Raw genomic sequence first — 16,518 nt, 5'->3', positions numbered from 1 at the left:
GCGAACGCTCGCACCCCAGACGTCCGAGTGCGAGTGCAAACGCGTTAGGAACCCGGCGTTACTGACACGCAATCGATCCCAAATCGGAACCCTGAACTCTCGCGATTCTTTCCGACGACCTCAACCTGCAACGTGTACGCTCCATCGATTGAGGAAAATTCTCCCAGCTCAATTGCACCCGTCGGAGTCGGTTTCTCGGAGAACAGATCGATTGCCGGCTCGATCGCTATTCCGTTGACGGTGAATCGCAAGGTCGCAAAGTCGTAGCTTTTGGTGGCGTGAAGAACCAGTTTTTCGGCCCCGGGACTTTGTGCCGGAATCGCCCATTCGATCACGTCGCCGAGCTGCGTTCCCTTCACCAACACGTGTCCGTTTTTGCTCCATCGGCCTCGGTAATTGGTCAACGACTGCGAGTTCAATTCGACGCCCTTTGGTTTTGATACCACGGCGAGATCCTCAAACTCGAAGGAGTTTTCAAAAGACTTCGGGCCACCCGAGGCAGCATCCATGTTGGGAAGTGGTGGCACATTCAATGCTTCTTGGGGAGCAGGCGACCGGTTGGATCGAGTGGCCGCGTCGGCGTACCAGTATGTTCCGACTCCGTAGCCCATCTCGCAATCCGTCCAAGACCATACCTCCATGTCGAGTTGCAAGGACGAACCAAAAGGCATCGTGTCGAGGGCGCGTGTGCGAGTTTCCGTGCTGTATCCCTGAGTGTTCTTTTCACCGGATGTCTTACGGTTCAGTTTGTCATAAAGGTGACTGCGCGTTTGGGCATGGAATGGATGCTCATAGAAATCAGTGCTGATCCCACCCCAAGAATACGCGTAATAGTCTTCCGTGCCTGTGCCAAAGATTGACGGGAAATCTTCGCCATCGACAAAGATTTTTTCGTCACCCTCGCCCCACCATTTCTCGACCGGGTTCATGATCGTGAGGGTGTCCCCGACATATACCCCGCGGCCTTGGAGCGTCACGTAGTTCCAGTCCGAGAAAGGCCGCGTCGGCACGGGGTACTGTCCCCGCCATGCCGCGTTGAAATACAGCGATCGATCGTCCCATGTCCAATCTCCGGTTTGCACCTTCATGATCACGGCGACCGGCTCATCATTTAAATTGACCAACGAAATCTTGCCTGACGTTTGGTAAGGCATGACCCATCGGCACGACATCGTTCCGCCTTCAGACACGGTGCGATACCAACCTTGGAAGGGATGGAGTCCGATACCGGTACCGAAGAAATCACCAACGGGACACCAAACGGTTTCTTGTCCATCAAACTCCATCTTCAAAATCACCGAGCGGGTGACCGACGGATCGTCGTAGCTGCCGAGTTTGATCGAAAGTGATCGAACCGCTGCATTGCCGCTCGGTAACTCGATCGAACGTTCGGCTTTGGGTTCGAGGGTCGCGCTAAGCGTTTGAGGTTCGGTTTTCACACTGACGGCGGGATGACGCAGGAGGTTTCCGACTTCGTCGATCTGGGATGCGGCGTCGTTGAAGCCCGACATCGTGAATGTCTCTACGGGCGTCTCGGCGGCATACTCACGAAACGTGAATTGAAAGAAGAACGGACGATCCGTTACCGTGACTTTGCAACTCTTTGCGTACGGGATCGGAAAGAAGGATACCGCCGAGCGGAGTGATTGGTGCGCAAACGGATAGGGGATCAAACCCGAGCCATCAAACAGCCCGAGCATATTGCCTTCGAGCGTCGGTTCGGTTGCACCGTCAAGGTAAACACGAATGCGAGTGTCCGTCGATGGTCGGTTCGCATTGCGAAATGGCATCCACGTTCGCACGAGTGCACCGGGGCCTTCGTGATCCATCAACACCCATTCTTGCTCGCCATTGTTTTCTTCAGTGCGAATGAAGTTCTTGTCTTTGTCATTCGAGTTAAAGTCGTGGTTGTTGAACCAGCCTTCCGGATCTTCGGGCGTCTTGGAAGCGCGGTTGTAACTGCTGTGTTGTTTCAGGCGAAATTCGTACGCAGGAAATCTTGCCACCGATTCGCGATCGATCATCTCATTAAGCAATGATCGAATCGAAACCGGTTCAGCCGCTTGGACGTTGGCGGAGATGGCAAGCAAGATCGCGAAGAGCGATAGTAAGTAGTTTTTCATCGTGGGGAATCTTGCGGGGACAGGGTCAAGTCGTTCGGCGATGGAAATCGGATTCTACGAAATGCCAGATTCTACGAAATGGTTGCGGCGATTATCGGCGGGTGTGCCGAGAAAGTGTTGCGCGGAAACGATGATGCAGTAGCCTGTGTCGTCAACGGCTAGTTCGATATTAACCTGATGCGTCAGGCTCTGATTGCCTCGAAAAATCGTCGAGGATTACGACGAACCGATCACGGGCCGAGTGTCTTGACGACGCCCATTTTCCGTTCAAAAAGGTGTTTTCAACCAGCGAGCATACCTCGCAGCGGAACGGCATTCCTGTCCACCGTTTGTGTTTGGTGCTCCGCTGCTCCTTATCTCGCATACACAATGCGTATCCCGGGGCGTCAAACTGAAAACGTCACTATTCCCATCTTCTGCGGCGACGACGTTTCCAGCCGATAGCGTTGCCACGGCGGTTTTCTCTATGATGGGGGGCGACGGGAGAGGAATCGAGGTTTCTCGCACCGTCATAACATGCAAGAAACCAAACTCCATGAACTCTCGACGGTCGTCCTGTCTGAGGGACCATGGCTTGAAAGAGCGGGCTGTAGTCGTATGCAAGCATCTGGATTCATCGCCATTTTGGTCGCGATCGTTCTCAGTCGGTTCATCAGCGAACGCGGCTACCGCGAATTAAATTCCGATGAGAAGTTGCGGTTGATGGACGGTTTCTCATCGACGCGAATGTACTCGATGGTCCCCCTGCTAATGCTGGTCGCCGTCTTTTGGTTCTTGACGACCCAAACCGATCTCAGTCGGGAAGTTGTGGGCACCGCGTATTTTGGACTGCTGATCGCTTACATCGTTTTGCGAACTGTCCTCAACCAACGCAAGCTCGCTGCGCTTGAGATGCCGACGGCATACCGGCGTTCGTTCATGGCCGCTCAAGCGATTTCGCTGGTCGGCGTTGCTTGGTTCTTCTTCACGTTCCTGGGAACCTGAACCCACGCGAAATGCCCGCTCACCGACTGCGATTCGTTGACGAACAACGATCCGGGATGCGAGATGGCACGGTTCTGCACCGAAAGCGGCGCATTTGAGCCGCCGAGCCCTTATCAACTCGCGCCGAAAACGGAGTGCTGAAGGCTTGCATTCCTCTGGATGGCGGGGCGGCCTTTCACCTGACGGGTGGTTTTTGAGTGTCGAATCCCCAGATTGGCGGCATTAAACGGAAGTTAGTGTCGTAAAAAAACACCAACATGTCGCAGAAAACAGTTGTCATGTGCTTTAGCGCAGTGACAATTGTTCGAATGTTCATGTTCGTTTCTTTGTTCGTTGAGGTGTATTAATGAAAGACTCTCGTATCCGTCGCGGTTTCACTTTGGTGGAGCTGCTTGTTGTCATCGCGATCATCGGCGTCTTGGTCGGTCTCCTGTTGCCCGCCGTACAGGCGGCCCGTGAAGCCGCACGACGTATGAGTTGCAGTAACAACTTCAAGCAAATCGGGCTTGGAATTCACAATTATCATTCTGCCTACAAGCAGATGCCTCGCCACAAAACCGGTACAAGCGGGTTCAAATCCGGTTCTGTCGCTGGGTTGACTGGATTGGAGTGGTCACAGCCCAACAATTCAGCCAACAACGAAGAGCTGAGTTTCTTGGTAGGGATCATTCCATTTATCGAAGGCCAAGCACTTTGGGAGCAAATTTCTAACCCGAATGCTCCGAATACCAACGGCAGCGCCGGAACGTGGACGGCAATGGGACCAACACCCTATAACGGCACGTACGGACCTTGGTCCGCTGAATCACCAACCTTGCGTTGTCCAAGCGATCCGGGCGTGGGGCTTCCTGCGTTCGGGCGAACGAACTACGCGGCATGCCTGGGCGATAGCCCGTACCGTGGCTCCGCTGGTGGCACAACGGCAACGTTGGGACGAGGCAGCAACGAGTCGCAGTACACACGTGCTGCCATGCGGGGAGCGTTTGTTCCACGTCAAACGATGGCATTTCGTGACATCCTAGATGGTCTTGCCAATACGGTCATCTGCGGCGAAATCGCGACTGACCTCGGCGACCGAGATACCCGCACCAACCCCCGCCATGCTTTGGTGCTCGGTACAGACACTCCGGCAACGTGTAATGACACCTTTGGGGATCCGAATCGGCCTCAATTCTGGATTTCAACCCAAACGACTTTGTTGGGCAACAACTCGTCTGCCGAGGTTCGTGGCTATCGTTGGGCGGACGGTAACCCCGTCTTCACCGTGATGAACACGATCCTGCCGCCCAACGCAAAAACGTGCGTGACCTCCGGGGCACAAACGACGAATCCGGAGTACAACGACGGAACGGCAAATTCAGCAGCCCGTCACGGCAGCGGATACCTGCCACCGAGTAGTCGTCACCAGGGCGGTGTTCACGTGTTGATGGGTGATGGTGCGGTCAAGTTCATTACTGATTCCATCGAAGCCGGTTCGGCAAACGTTCTGCCTGTTTACCAAGGTGGATCGGGGGCGCAGGCTCCTGGCCGAGCGAGCTCTTATGGTCTTTGGGGCAAGCTTGGTACCCGGGCATCGAAGGAAGTGATTGACTCAGAGTTCTAATCAATTCGGAGCAATCTTCTAAGATTTCTTGAACGGCCGAATCGCATCACGCGATTCGGCCGTTTTTTTTGTTGGGATGGACCAGGCGACGGTCGCCGTTTCTTTTCAACCTTTTAGCGGCAGAATGCGAGTGGGATGGTGAAACGACTGAAGGAGAGGTGGACTGGCGAGTATAGGCTTTGTACATGCTGTCACGCGTTTCACCCGCCCACGCGCAGCGAAGGGAGGGGCGAGAACGAGCCTTCGCGAGTTTTCGGGGAGGGCACTATGTTGAAAAGCCCAATGAGATCCAACGCCCGAGTCCTCCCCGATCACGCTTCCGCGGGTCGACCCTCCCATGGCTGCGCCGCAGGAGGGTGAAGGGGAATCGACCAGTGCCATAACAAAAATTGAGCCGCTTTGAAACTCATTTCACCATCCCAGGATGCGAGTCCTCCGGTTTAATCACTCCAACGTTTACGACAGACCAAGCAATCGCCTTTCCCCGCCGCTGACGAGAAACGGATCGCTGGACGCTCGTTTTTCTGTAATTATGTGCCAAAACTCAAGCTAAGGAGCGCTTCCGGGCGAGTGACTTCGATGTCTCAGGTATTTGTGGACATGGAGGCTCGGGGCGATCAAGATAGGGGGATCCCCGCCTTTGCCCTCCACCTCTGAGAATGCTCGATGCGTATCGCTCCCCTTCACTGGCTCTCCGTGTTGGCCCTTTTGTTGTCGTCGGCCACACCGGTGTTCGCAGACGAAGCAGAGAAAGAGTCGTCTGATGAACAGGCTCCCAAAAAAGAAGTGGTCAAAATCGATGGTGTCTTTGCATCGAAAGTGACCCACGAGATCACTGCGGATTCGGAACAGATCACTTCTTTCGAGATCAAACGGATCCTGCCCCACGGCGAAAGTGTCTCCAAGGGAGCTTCGGTGGTCTGGTTCGAAAGCAAAGATATCGACACGAGAATTGACAAGGCCGAGATGGACTTGTCGCTCGCGAAAATTTCCTACGAGGAAGCCGAGTTCGCATTCGAGCAATTCGTCGAGCAACAAGAACTCGATCGCAAAGCGGCCGAGCTTGCTCGCCAAGAGGCTCGGCAAGCGTATGACAACTTCGTCAATATCGACCGCGAACAGCAGATCAGAACCGCCGAGTACCAACTGCAGCGTTCGCGAGAATCGCTCGAGTACGCGGAAGAAGAACTCGGGCAACTTCAAAAAATGTACGACGAAGACGACCTGACCGAAGAGTCCGAAGAGATCGTGCTCAAACGGGCTCGACGTGCCGTGGAGCGTGCGAAGTTCGATTTGGAAATCGCAGAGAATCGCACGCAACGGACTCTCGAACAAACGATCCCAAGCCAACAGGAAAAACAGGAAGCTGCCCTCGCGCGAGCAGAGCTTGCGTATGCGAAAGCCATCCAAGAGTTGAAGACCGCACGCGGCAAACGTGAAATCGAGCGACGAAAACAGAAAAAGGAATTCGACAAACAGCAAGCCGACTTAAAAGAACTGCAGGCGGAACGCCGCGCCCTTGTCTTGACATCACCGATCAGCGGACTCGTCTATCACGGAAAATTGACTCGCGGGCGTCTGAGTGAAAAGCCCAGTACGCTGGAACCAAAATCGAAGGTCTCGGCGAGGCAAGTGTTGGTAACGGTCGTTCAACCAGATCGTTTGAAGATCACTTCGGACTTGAGCGAGGACCAACGTGCCAAGATCGAAGTTGGCATGAAAGGATCCGCGATTCCGAAGGCATTCCCAGATCTGAAAATTCCCGTCACTGTTCAGTCCATCGCCCCGGTGCCCTACGCTTCCAACAAGATCGAATGCGTCCTCGTGATCAACGGTAAAGTCAAAAAGGAAAATATCGTTCCGGGGATGACCTGCAGCATCGAATTCGAACAGGCGGAGAAAGAATGATTGCGGCGAGGGATCGGTATCTGGTTATTGCGTTATCGACGTTCGCTATGGGGGGCCTCATGTTGGGTGCGACAGTGGTCGCCGACGACGCGGTGCAACCCTCCTCAAAAAATCGCTTGCAGGAATTCGACTTTAGCAAGCCTCCGGTGCTGCCCGATGTTGACTCGACTGCCAGCGAGACGATTGACGAGGCGATTGGCAAGGGGGTCGACTTTCTCGTGGCCGATCAAAACCCGAACGGGTCGTGGGGTTCGCCCACCAACACCAAAGATCTGAATATTTATGCGCCCGTGCCCGGGGCCCACCACGCGTTCCGCGCGGCGACCACATCGCTGTGTCTCTCCGCATTGCTCGAGTGCGCCGACGACGGTGACGTGGCCGCTCAATCCGCGATCGAAAAATGCGAAGCCTGGTTGTTCGAGCATTTGCCAAGACTACGCCGCGCCGATGGAACTGCGATATACAACGTCTGGGGACACCTCTATTCGATCGAAGCCTTGGCTCGTCTGCACTCGCGGTATTCCGATGATTCAAAGAAATCAGATCAAATCCGTTCGTCCATCAGAGATCAGTATTCGATGCTACGGCGATATGAGTCGGTTGATGGCGGTTGGGGGTATTACGACATGCGATACCAAGCCAAACGTCCGACATCTGATTCGATCAGTTTTGTCGGCGGGGCGGCATTGGTCGCCATGCACCGCGCGAAGTCAATCGGTGTTGATCCTCCTCAGGACATGGTCGACCGGGCCGTTGCCGCGATCCATCGCCAACAAAAACCCGACTTCACGTACTTGTATGGCGAATATTTGAAGGACAGTCCGATGCGTGAAATCAACCGTCCCGGTGGTTCACTAGGCCGCTCGCAATGTTGTAATCTCGCGCTGCGTTATTGGGGGGACAAGGCGGTGACGGACAACGTGCTCAAGCACTGGTTGTATCGGCTGTACGAGCGGAATGGTTGGCTCGACATTGGACGCAAACGTCCCGTGCCACACGAATCCTGGTTCCAAGTGGCGGGCTATTTCTATTACTTCGGTCACTACTATGCCGCCATGTGTATCGACCAGTTGCCCGCGAGCGAGCGTGCACCGTACCAGGCGATGATGGCTGATCTGATCGTGCCCCTGCAAGAAAAGAACGGTTGTTGGTGGGACTATCCGCTCTACGACTACCATCGTCCCTACGGAACCGCGATGGCGATGATGACGCTGAAACGTTGCCTTCCCGTGGAATAGTTGGCAGACGTAGGGGGCGATTCCGTACCCACATCATCTAAACCGAAACCTCTCATCGTACCCAGACGACGAACCCATTTCTCGTCCACCGTTTGTGTTTCGTTACCTCGAAAGCCCTGTGAACGGTTGACTTCTCTCGCCTCGCCCGTTGCAATTGGCTGACTTCGTGGTGCGGGCGGTTGCCGAATTTATTGGCGGTTGTCCATTATCCGCCGTGTCATCTTTCGCGGAGTGATGGTTGTTTTTGCCGATTCTTAGATCGTGAAGACCACGGTTGGCGCGAGATGATTCCTAAATGGTCATGAGCAAACATTTGCCGGTACCCCTCCTGCGTGTTGTTGTCATCGCTTCGTCGCTGTTGATCTCAGCGACCGTGGCACAGGCGGCGCCGACGCAACCCGCCGATCTTTCTTTGTCGCAACTCGAAGCGAGACTCGCCGAGATCGATGCGGAAGAGCAAACACTCGCCGAGATGACGTTTCGCAGCGGCATCGGAAATTTGGGATGGGAATCCGACCCTCACCCAAACGCAGAGCATGTGGAGTGGGCACAAATTGATTTATACCAAGCAAGCCTGATCGATCAGATTGTCTTGGTGCCGATTCTTTGGCGTGACACCGTCAACGGCGTCCGGTCCGATGGGTTTCCGTTGGAATTCAAAATCGTGGCCGGGCGGGACGACGATCAGACCGGAAAGGTAGTCGCGTCGTTTCGTGAACACGACCATTCCCTACCTCGCGTGGCTCCGTTGGTGATTCCTATTGATCCGATCCTCGCTTCGTGGATTCGTGTCGAAGCGACGAAGTTGACGCCGCGCGCCTGGGACGGACGGTATTTGTTTCAACTCTCGGAAATCATGGCATTTTCCGGCGAAGAAAACGTGGCACTGCGTTGTCCGACGACGGTCTCCTCGATGGCGTTCACACGGGTCCGCAAGTCGGCTCCGGTTGAGACACTCGTCGACGGCTTCACTCCTTATTTAATAGACGCCGCAGGCGGCGGGGGGAGTCAGGCGTTTGTCGGTTTCTTTTTTACCGGCCCTCAAGCCGCGTTGACATTTGATTTGGTCGAGCATCGCAGCATCAATCGCATTCATTTACACGCGGCAGACCTGAGTGAAAATGTCCCGCAGATTCAACACTCCGATTATGCGATGCCGGATCATCTCGTCGTCGAAGGTAGTCATGACGAAGATTTTGCTGATGCTGTTCAGCTGTGCGAATACCGGAAAGAGTCGATCTACGATGCGGGACCGATCGTCATGTTCTCCTTTCCACCGACCGAGTGTCGCTTCGTTCGCTTCACCGCGATCGAAGCGTACAAGGCACCCGAAGCGAGTGATCGATTCCGATGCATCGGTTTCACCGAAATTGAAATTTTTGACGAGAGTCGCAATCTCGCGGGTGGGATCACTCCCACTTCGAACGTTAGTTTCTCCGGCACGGACGGAGCGTTGTCATCGTTGACCGATGGTCGCAATCACTTTGGGAAAATCATGCCCATTCGGGACTGGTTATCGCAGCTAGCACGGAGGCATGAACTTGAGTTAGAACGCCCGCAGATTCAGTCGGAACTACAAACACGCTACGCCAGGCAAAGTCAGAACCTGCGGTGGACGACCGCGTTAGTCGTGGTGTTGGCGGCGGGAATCGTGATCACCATCCTGGTTGATCGGTTGGTGCGGATTCGAGAATCCAACCGGTTGAAGGAACGTTTTGCCGCGGACCTACACGATGAAGTCGGCGCGGATTTGCACACGATCGGATTGCTGAGCGATTTGGCTCGAGATGCATTGGCGGAGCCCGCGAAGCTCGATCCGATCCTGGAAGAGATTCGTGACGTCTCGCAAGATGCGTCTATTGCGGTGCGGCATATCACGGCCATGCGTGGGCACTCTCTTTATTCAGGCTTGGCTGATTTGATGAAAGAGGCGGCCGAGCGGATTGTTGTTCAGGTCGATCATCAGTTTGAGGTCGAAGGCAACGAGTTTATCGAAAGCTTAAAACCGCGAACACGTTCGGATCTCTTTCTGTTCTACAAAGAGTGTCTGGTCAACGTGAGTCGACACGCCGATGCGACGCGGTTAAGTACCGCACTCAAGGCGACACCGAAGGAGGTTCATCTCACGATCACGGACAATGGTCAAGGGTTAGGTGTATTTGATGACGTTGGGATTCCTCCGTCACTCATGCGGCGAGCCAAACTGCTCGGCGCGAAGGTTTCCGCAGAAAACTGCGTTGAGAAAGGCACGCGAATTCACTTACGGTTCAAACGATTGCAATGGAATCAACTCAAAAAGCGATGAACGCAAACAAAGTCATCAAAGTCATGCTGGTGGAAGACCATCCGAAGTACCGCAAGGTGATCGAGATGGCGATCAGTGCCGAACCGTCGATGGAGATGGTGAGCGTGTTTGGTGCGGCTGAGATCGCATTGCGGAATTTGCGTGATCGTGAAGGTCAGCCCGTACCCGATGTCATTTTGTTGGACCTTAACCTTCCGGGGGTCAGTGGGCTCGACGCCATCCCGAAATTCCTCGATGAGTTGCCCGCTACCAAAATCATTGTCTTGACGCAGTCGAATGCGCAGACCGACATTGAAATTGCAGTCCAACGTGGGGCATCGGGTTACTTGTTGAAGGCTTCCACCGTCAAACAAATTGTCAATGGGATCGAAACGGTCGCGAACGGAGGTGCGTCACTCGATGGGGATGTGGCCTTGCATCTTTTGAAAATGGTTCAAGCACGGTCTAAGAAGTCGGAGCCCGCGGGAGTCGTTCTATCGGCACGTGAACGTGAAATCCTGTTGTTGCTCAGCCAGGGGATGCTGAAGAAAGAGATCGCGCGAGAGCTTGATATTTCGTTTGGAAGTGTGGCGACGTATATCCGGCGACTCTACGAAAAGCTCGACGTGCAGAACGCGCCCGCCGCGATCGATAAGGCGCATCGGATCGGTGTGTTTGAAAACACTGGTGAACAAAACGAGTGACCTGGAATTCCGTGCAGTGTGGTGTCGCATTCATGGGCGTAGTCGTGGGTCAATTCAACGAAACCATTTCAATTTGGTATCGGCCTGTGGTGACACCATTGCGTGGTTATGGTGATGTCTCTGTGACTTGTGTCAGCTGTTTGGTGGACTTGAAGGGTGTGTCGGCCTCCTTCAAGATCCTTCTATAGAGATTCAACGGCCCTTCTTGTGTTTTGCGAGCGATTCTATTTGGCCACTGAGTTTGCGGGGTAGTGATTGCAAGCGTGCGTCAAGAAGGCTTGTCATGTGCGGTGGCGTTGGTGTGACGTTTGCGATCGTGGCGAATGGATCGCGCCGCAGATGAATGCGTGGGGGCATGTTGAATTTCATCATCACGTATCTTTCTCGAAGGTGTCCATCATGAAATCGAATTCACGCCAAGGCTTTACCTTGGTCGAACTATTAGTCGTTATAGCGATCATTGGCGTCTTGGTAGGACTGCTTCTGCCGGCGGTGCAAGCCGCCCGGGAAGCGGCTCGTCGAATGAGTTGCAGCAACAACTTCAAACAGATCGGCTTGGCGATCCACAACTATCACTCCGCCTACAACCAACTTCCGATGATTCAGAATGGATCCGTGCCGGGAGGTTTCAGCGGCGACGGTCAGTTCGATGAATCGACAGTCGCAAACCTGATGCAATTGAGCGTGCTGGTCAGCCTGACGCCGTTCATTGAACAGCAAGCGATCTGGGAAGAAATTTCGAATCCGAGCGTGTTTGACCTCAATGCTCCCAGCGTGGCTCGCACACCCCCGTGGCCTTCCATGGGACCGACACCAACGATGGAAGGAACTCCGAACGATGGCTACCGCCCGTGGATGACCGAAATCCCAGGTTTTCGATGTCCGAGCGATCCGGGCAATGGTTTACCTGCCATGGGGCGAACCAACTATGTCGGGTGCACCGGCGACACGTTCTGGAACATGGACCGCGGTCCGCTTTCGAATAACCTGCAAGAAAACAGTGCTCGATCGGTCAACATGCAAGCGTGTGCTCGTGGTGTTTTCGTACCACACTACGCGACTCGCTTTCGCGACATCCTCGATGGAACAGCCAATACGATCGCGATGGGCGAAATCGCAACCGATCTCGGGGATCGCAACGTGCGAACGCTCGGTAGGCGTGCCGGAAGTGGAAACAACGGTTGGTTTGGAATGCGAGACAATCCGAGTAATTATCGCACCGCCGATACCGACCCTGCTCGCCCTCAGTTCTGGGCCGCCGGCGCGACAGGCGTCTTTACCGAAGCGCACGAAGGACGCGGTTACAAATGGGCTAACGGACAAGGCGTCTACGGCCAATTCAACACGATCTTCCCACCGAACGCGCCTGTGCTGGTTGGGACGGTTGCCCGCAGTGCCGGACTGTTGCCACCGAGCAGTCAACATCAAGGTGGTTGTCACATTTTACTTTCCGATGGTGCGGTCAAATTCATCACCGATTCGATCGACGCGGGAGACCAAACATCGCGGGTCGTCACGCCAGGAAACACGGCCGGTGCTAGTGCCGGTGTCGCCAGTCCCTTTGGCCTGTGGGGCTCACTCGGAACGAAAGCCAGCCGAGAAGTCGTCAGTTCAGAATTCTAGTCATTCGGCGACTCAGAAATGTTGAGAGCTCAGACCGGAAGGCTTGCGACCTACCGCTAGAAAACTTAGCGAAGCGGCGCAAGCGGGCTGTTGTTTGAGTTGTTTCGCAAAGCCTAGCTCTAGTGATCCGACAGCGCTAGCTGCGGGCCTCCAATGACTGTGTCCTCACTGTTAGGCCCGCGGCTAGCGCCGTCGGCTCATTAAAACAACCGCCCGCGAGCCATCCGGTGTCACACCAATTCTATGCCGACAGGCGACTGCGTTTCTTCAGTACCTCTCTCCTCTTTTCTTCAAACTTTCGGATAAGAATGTCCTCTCTTAAATTTGTTATGTTGTCAACGTTTGTGGCTTGCCTTTTTATGACTTCAGGCTGCGGCGAAAAAGCACCGTCGGTCGTCCAACCGGATCCGGAAATCCGAACCTATCCGCAATCCGATCCAGGTGACTCCATGGATGATGTGCAGTAACAGATTCGTTTAGCGAAAACGAAATTGTCGTGCGAGCAAGCGTGTGTTTCAGCTAAGGTAGGGCCCTGGGTTGCTGTCACCGGCGGGCTTGCGCCGCTGGGAAACTTAGCGGAACGGCGCGAGCGGGATGTTGATCTAGTTGTTTCGTAAAGCTCAGTGAGCCGACAGCGCTAGCTGCGGGCATCCAATGACTGTGTCCTCACCGTTGGGCCCGCGGCTAGCGCCGTCGGCGCATTCGATCAACGGTCCGCTAGCGGTGTCGGCTCATTCAATCAACGGCCCGATAGCCGTCCGGTACCATCTCAATATTCTCTTGATCGGAAATGCAATGAGTCAACTGGTAAGAATCATTTGCTTGTCGTGCGTGTTGACGGCAACGACAGTACGCTCTGCTGAAAACGTTATCGTCATCATGGCTGACGACTTGGGCTATGCCGACGTCGGATGTTTTGGCTGCAAGGATATCCCAACACCCAATATCGATCGGTTAGCCGCTGAGGGTGTGCGGTTCACGTCCGCGTATGTGACGGGGAATATGTGCGGTCCCTCCCGAGCAGGCTTCTTAACGGGCCGACACCAGTCGACGTTTGGTTACTACCAGAACGTCTCTCAGCCGTTCGATCCGGCTCAGGGCCTGCCAAGAATGGATACCATCGCCAGTCTATTGCAAAAGCAGGGCTATGTTACTGGCGGAGTGGGCAAGTGGCACATGGGTACTACCAATGAGCAGCATCCCAATGCAATGGGCTTCGATGACTGGTTCGGTTTTCTTGGCGGAGGGCTGATGTATTACCCGCTCGATCATCCCTCCTATAACGGGCGTTTTAATCCACTGAAAAAGCCCGCCAATCATCGTGATCTCCAACACACGATGCCCGTGATCCACAACATGGAACCGGTGCAATGGGACCAGTATCTGACGCGTGAATTGACCGATGCGGGCGTCGCTTTCGTCGAGCGAAATCAGGAACAACCGTTCTTTCTTTTCATGTCCTACAACGCCCCGCATCTCGATCTGGAGGCGCCGCAGGAAACGATCGCGAAATTTCCAGTGGAATCGGTGACGAAGGTTCCCGGCGTGAAGCCGAATGCTCGTTCCATCTATGGAGCCATGGTTTATGAGCTCGACGCAGGCATCGGTAGGTTGTTAGCCAAGGTCGATGAATTGGGGCTTACCGGTAACACTGTGGTTTGGTTTTTGAGTGATCACGGTGGAATGAAGCGGACGAGTGACAATCGGCCATTAAGAGGCAGCAAAGGAAACTCATACGAAGGTGGTTTACGTGTTCCGATGATTGTGAAGTGGCCAGGCAAGTCGCCGGCCGGCGTCGTGCTTGAGTCGCCCGTCACGTCGCTGGACATCGGTGCGACGTCGCTTGCCATGGCAGGCGGCAATCCCGTGAGTTCCGGACTACATGGCACCGATATTCGTGCTTATCTGAGTGGGCAGACTGACCAAGCACCGCACGAGGTGCTTTATTGGCATACGGGAAGTTACAAGAATCCAGAGGGCGCGATACGCGAAGGCGATTTCAAGCTTCTTTACCAAAAAGGAAAGCCGGAACTCTACAACTTGAACAAAGACATCGGCGAAACAACCGACCTGGCGGCCTCACAGCCCGAACGGGTGCGGGCGATGCTCAGCCGATGGAAAGAATGGACCAAGAACGCGCAACCGGAGCTATGGGAGAAGTCTCATGGCGAGTACCAATACGCAGACTACGAGTGGCTCAAAGGCAGTCAACATTATCGAGACAAATCGAAATGATCGCCGCGTTCACGCGTCGGAATGGTATGAATCCACCTGTCGCGTGCTGCGTCACAACTAAGCAGGTACATAGAAGTGATTCGGTATAACGACAATTCCGCTGCTTGTGATCGGTTCGGCGTAGGCCGAATTCATGAGAGAGGTGACGCCGCGAAGCGGTGGTCCTTTGAGACGTGGTAAACAGGTGATTGGTAAACCTCTGCTCCCACAAAAGGAATCTCACATGAAATTCGTCGGCGTCGACCTCCATAAAAAGACTATCAGCCTTTGTGTCGTGGTGAAAGCTCGCGGCAAGATAAAGGTGCTGGGTCGAAAGCGTTTCTGTTGCAGACCCACCGAACCGATTGCTCGTTACTTCAAATCCCTCGAAAAGTTTCAGATGACTGTCGAATCGACCATCGGATACGAATGGTTCGTGCATTTGATCGAAGCGATCGACGATTGCCGCCGAGTGGTAGTCGCTCATCCATCAAAGATGCGGGTGATCGCTGAGAGTACTTGCAAGACCGATAAAATCGATGCGCAGATTCTGGCTGAGTTTCTAGCGAGGGATATGATCCCTGCAGCCTGGATGCCGACGCCGCGTGTTCGACAGCATCGCTCGCTGGTTCGGCATCGATATCGGACTCAAGTCCGCATCACTCAGATGAAGAATCGCTGTCGTGGCATGTTGGCTCGCTACAACGAAGACCGCGCGTCGCTGTTCACGAAGGACGGTTGGACCGAAGCCATGTCGTTGCCTTTGCTGGAAAGCGAAAAGTGGATCTTGTGCGAGATGGGTGCGGAAATTCGCACACAAGCCAAGTTCCTCAAACACGCGGACGCGCAGTTAGTCGAGTTCGCAGAGACGGCTACGGCGATTGAGCGAGAGCAGCGTGAGTTGCTCGCCACGATGCCAGGTGTTGGTGTCGTGACCATTGACGTGGTGTTGTGTGAACTCGGAGATGTACGTCGCTTCACGAACTCCAAGCAAATTGTCTCGTACGCAGGCTTGGACCCGGGCGTGCGAGAGAGTGATCGCAAACGCAAAGACCTGGGCATCAGCCGAGCCGGATCAAAGATGCTTCGTTGGGCGATGATTCAGTTAGCTTGGCGTGTGGTGCGTCAGAGTGCACGCTGGCGTTATCGCTACGACCAACTCAAACAACGGCGAGGCGCGAAGAAGGCGATCACCGCGATCGCTCGTCGACAATTGACGATCATCGCAGCGATCTTACGAACGGGCGAATGCTACAACGTGCACGATTCGGCTAAGTCCGCTACCAGGAAAGCCGCTTAGACCGAACGATAAACCGATTACCTCGGAGAAATCATTGGAAGTGATGAGACTGGTTGAGAGCTATGGGTGACCTCGCGCTTGGTCCTGCAGGCATTGGCAAGTCCGATGACCCGCGATAGGCCGAATGAGGCATTCTTTGAACAGAACTCCTGGGACTCCCTTGGGGGAAGATCCCGCATAGACGCTGAAGCACGATCAATACGACCGATGCTTGTTTGATTCAACCAGTGCAGTCCTCCAACCGTTTCGCCCGAGTTCGCACAGTCATCTCATTAAGCAGGAGATGGCTTGCGTTGAAGGACTGCAAACACATCAACATCGAACCGCCAAACAACTACTCAAGCCAACTGAAAACGAATAACTTCGAAAAACACCAACTTTTACTGCACTCTAGCTGATCTCATAGACGGACCAAGGAACCTAAGCGACGCAGTTCCGGCACGACAGAGCAAGTGAACGCCGGAACTCGCAAAGCCTCGGTCCGGCCTACAGTTTGCGGCAGCTTCGCCAGATGATTCCTGCATACCTGCTTAGTCC

10 protein-coding genes are annotated in these 16,518 nt (G+C 54.4%); 9 read left to right on the top strand and 1 reads right to left on the bottom strand.

All coding sequences use genetic code 11. The features are described 5' to 3' along the window. Positions 1-44 precede the first annotated feature (44 nt). Entirely contained in the window at positions 45-2,123 is a 2,079-nt protein-coding gene (locus NB063_RS07155; protein WP_250928074.1) for a glycoside hydrolase family 172 protein, read from the bottom strand. Positions 2,124-2,639: 516 nt separating this feature from the next. On the opposite strand from NB063_RS07155, the gene NB063_RS07150 reads away from it, so the two are divergent. From NB063_RS07150 to NB063_RS07110, 9 genes are all read left to right on the top strand, one after another. Next, positions 2,640-3,107, top strand: a complete 468-nt coding sequence (locus NB063_RS07150) for a hypothetical protein (protein WP_250928073.1) — start codon at positions 2,640-2,642, stop codon at positions 3,105-3,107. A gap of 346 nt (positions 3,108-3,453) precedes the next feature. Beyond that, positions 3,454-4,710: a DUF1559 domain-containing protein gene (locus NB063_RS07145; RefSeq protein WP_250928072.1), complete on the top strand. Its 1,257-nt coding sequence runs from the start codon at positions 3,454-3,456 to the stop codon at positions 4,708-4,710. A gap of 666 nt (positions 4,711-5,376) precedes the next feature. After that, a complete protein-coding gene (locus NB063_RS07140; protein WP_250928071.1) occupies positions 5,377-6,618 on the top strand; it encodes an HlyD family efflux transporter periplasmic adaptor subunit in 1,242 nt (413 codons plus the stop codon). A gap of 59 nt (positions 6,619-6,677) precedes the next feature. Next, a complete protein-coding gene (locus NB063_RS07135) occupies positions 6,678-7,856 on the top strand; it encodes a hypothetical protein (RefSeq protein ID WP_250928070.1) in 1,179 nt (392 codons plus the stop codon). 301 nt (positions 7,857-8,157) lie between these two features. Beyond that, complete coding sequence (locus NB063_RS07130; RefSeq protein WP_250928069.1) at positions 8,158-10,161, top strand: histidine kinase; 2,004 nt, start codon at positions 8,158-8,160, stop codon at positions 10,159-10,161. Further along, on the top strand, positions 10,158-10,844 hold the full coding sequence (locus NB063_RS07125; protein ID WP_250928068.1) for a response regulator: 687 nt from the start codon (positions 10,158-10,160) through the stop codon (positions 10,842-10,844). Before NB063_RS07130 ends, NB063_RS07125 begins: the two co-directional genes overlap by 4 nt. 399 nt (positions 10,845-11,243) lie before the next feature. Then, the gene (locus NB063_RS07120; protein ID WP_250928067.1) at positions 11,244-12,467 is read left to right on the top strand and encodes a DUF1559 domain-containing protein; all 1,224 of its coding nucleotides are present in this window, start codon (positions 11,244-11,246) and stop codon (positions 12,465-12,467) included. A gap of 795 nt (positions 12,468-13,262) precedes the next feature. Continuing rightward, complete coding sequence (locus tag NB063_RS07115; RefSeq protein ID WP_250928066.1) at positions 13,263-14,702, top strand: sulfatase-like hydrolase/transferase; 1,440 nt, start codon at positions 13,263-13,265, stop codon at positions 14,700-14,702. 133 nt (positions 14,703-14,835) lie between these two features. Further along, a complete protein-coding gene (locus NB063_RS07110; RefSeq protein WP_322975083.1) occupies positions 14,836-15,981 on the top strand; it encodes an IS110 family RNA-guided transposase in 1,146 nt (381 codons plus the stop codon). The last annotated feature ends 537 nt before the right edge of the window (positions 15,982-16,518 follow it).

It is taken from the genome of Aporhodopirellula aestuarii, assembly GCF_023701485.1.
GTDB classification, from domain to species: Bacteria; Planctomycetota; Planctomycetia; order Pirellulales; family Pirellulaceae; genus Rhodopirellula; species Rhodopirellula aestuarii.
The sequence above is the reverse complement of the archived record's forward strand: the minus strand, read 5'-3'. Positions and strand labels throughout refer to the sequence as shown.

Coding starts and splice junctions, on each gene's coding strand:
- NB063_RS07115 (WP_250928066.1), top strand. CDS start 13,263: ATGAGTCAACTGGTAAGAATCATTTGCTTGTCGTGCGTGTTGACGGCA.
- NB063_RS07120 (WP_250928067.1), top strand. CDS start 11,244: ATGAAATCGAATTCACGCCAAGGCTTTACCTTGGTCGAACTATTAGTC.
- NB063_RS07125 (WP_250928068.1), top strand. CDS start 10,158: ATGAACGCAAACAAAGTCATCAAAGTCATGCTGGTGGAAGACCATCCG.
- NB063_RS07140 (WP_250928071.1), top strand. CDS start 5,377: ATGCGTATCGCTCCCCTTCACTGGCTCTCCGTGTTGGCCCTTTTGTTG.
- NB063_RS07150 (WP_250928073.1), top strand. CDS start 2,640: ATGCAAGAAACCAAACTCCATGAACTCTCGACGGTCGTCCTGTCTGAG.
- NB063_RS07110 (WP_322975083.1), top strand. CDS start 14,836: ATGAGAGAGGTGACGCCGCGAAGCGGTGGTCCTTTGAGACGTGGTAAA.
- NB063_RS07155 (WP_250928074.1), bottom strand. CDS start 2,123: ATGAAAAACTACTTACTATCGCTCTTCGCGATCTTGCTTGCCATCTCC.
- NB063_RS07145 (WP_250928072.1), top strand. CDS start 3,454: ATGAAAGACTCTCGTATCCGTCGCGGTTTCACTTTGGTGGAGCTGCTT.
- NB063_RS07130 (WP_250928069.1), top strand. CDS start 8,158: ATGAGCAAACATTTGCCGGTACCCCTCCTGCGTGTTGTTGTCATCGCT.
- NB063_RS07135 (WP_250928070.1), top strand. CDS start 6,678: ATGTTGGGTGCGACAGTGGTCGCCGACGACGCGGTGCAACCCTCCTCA.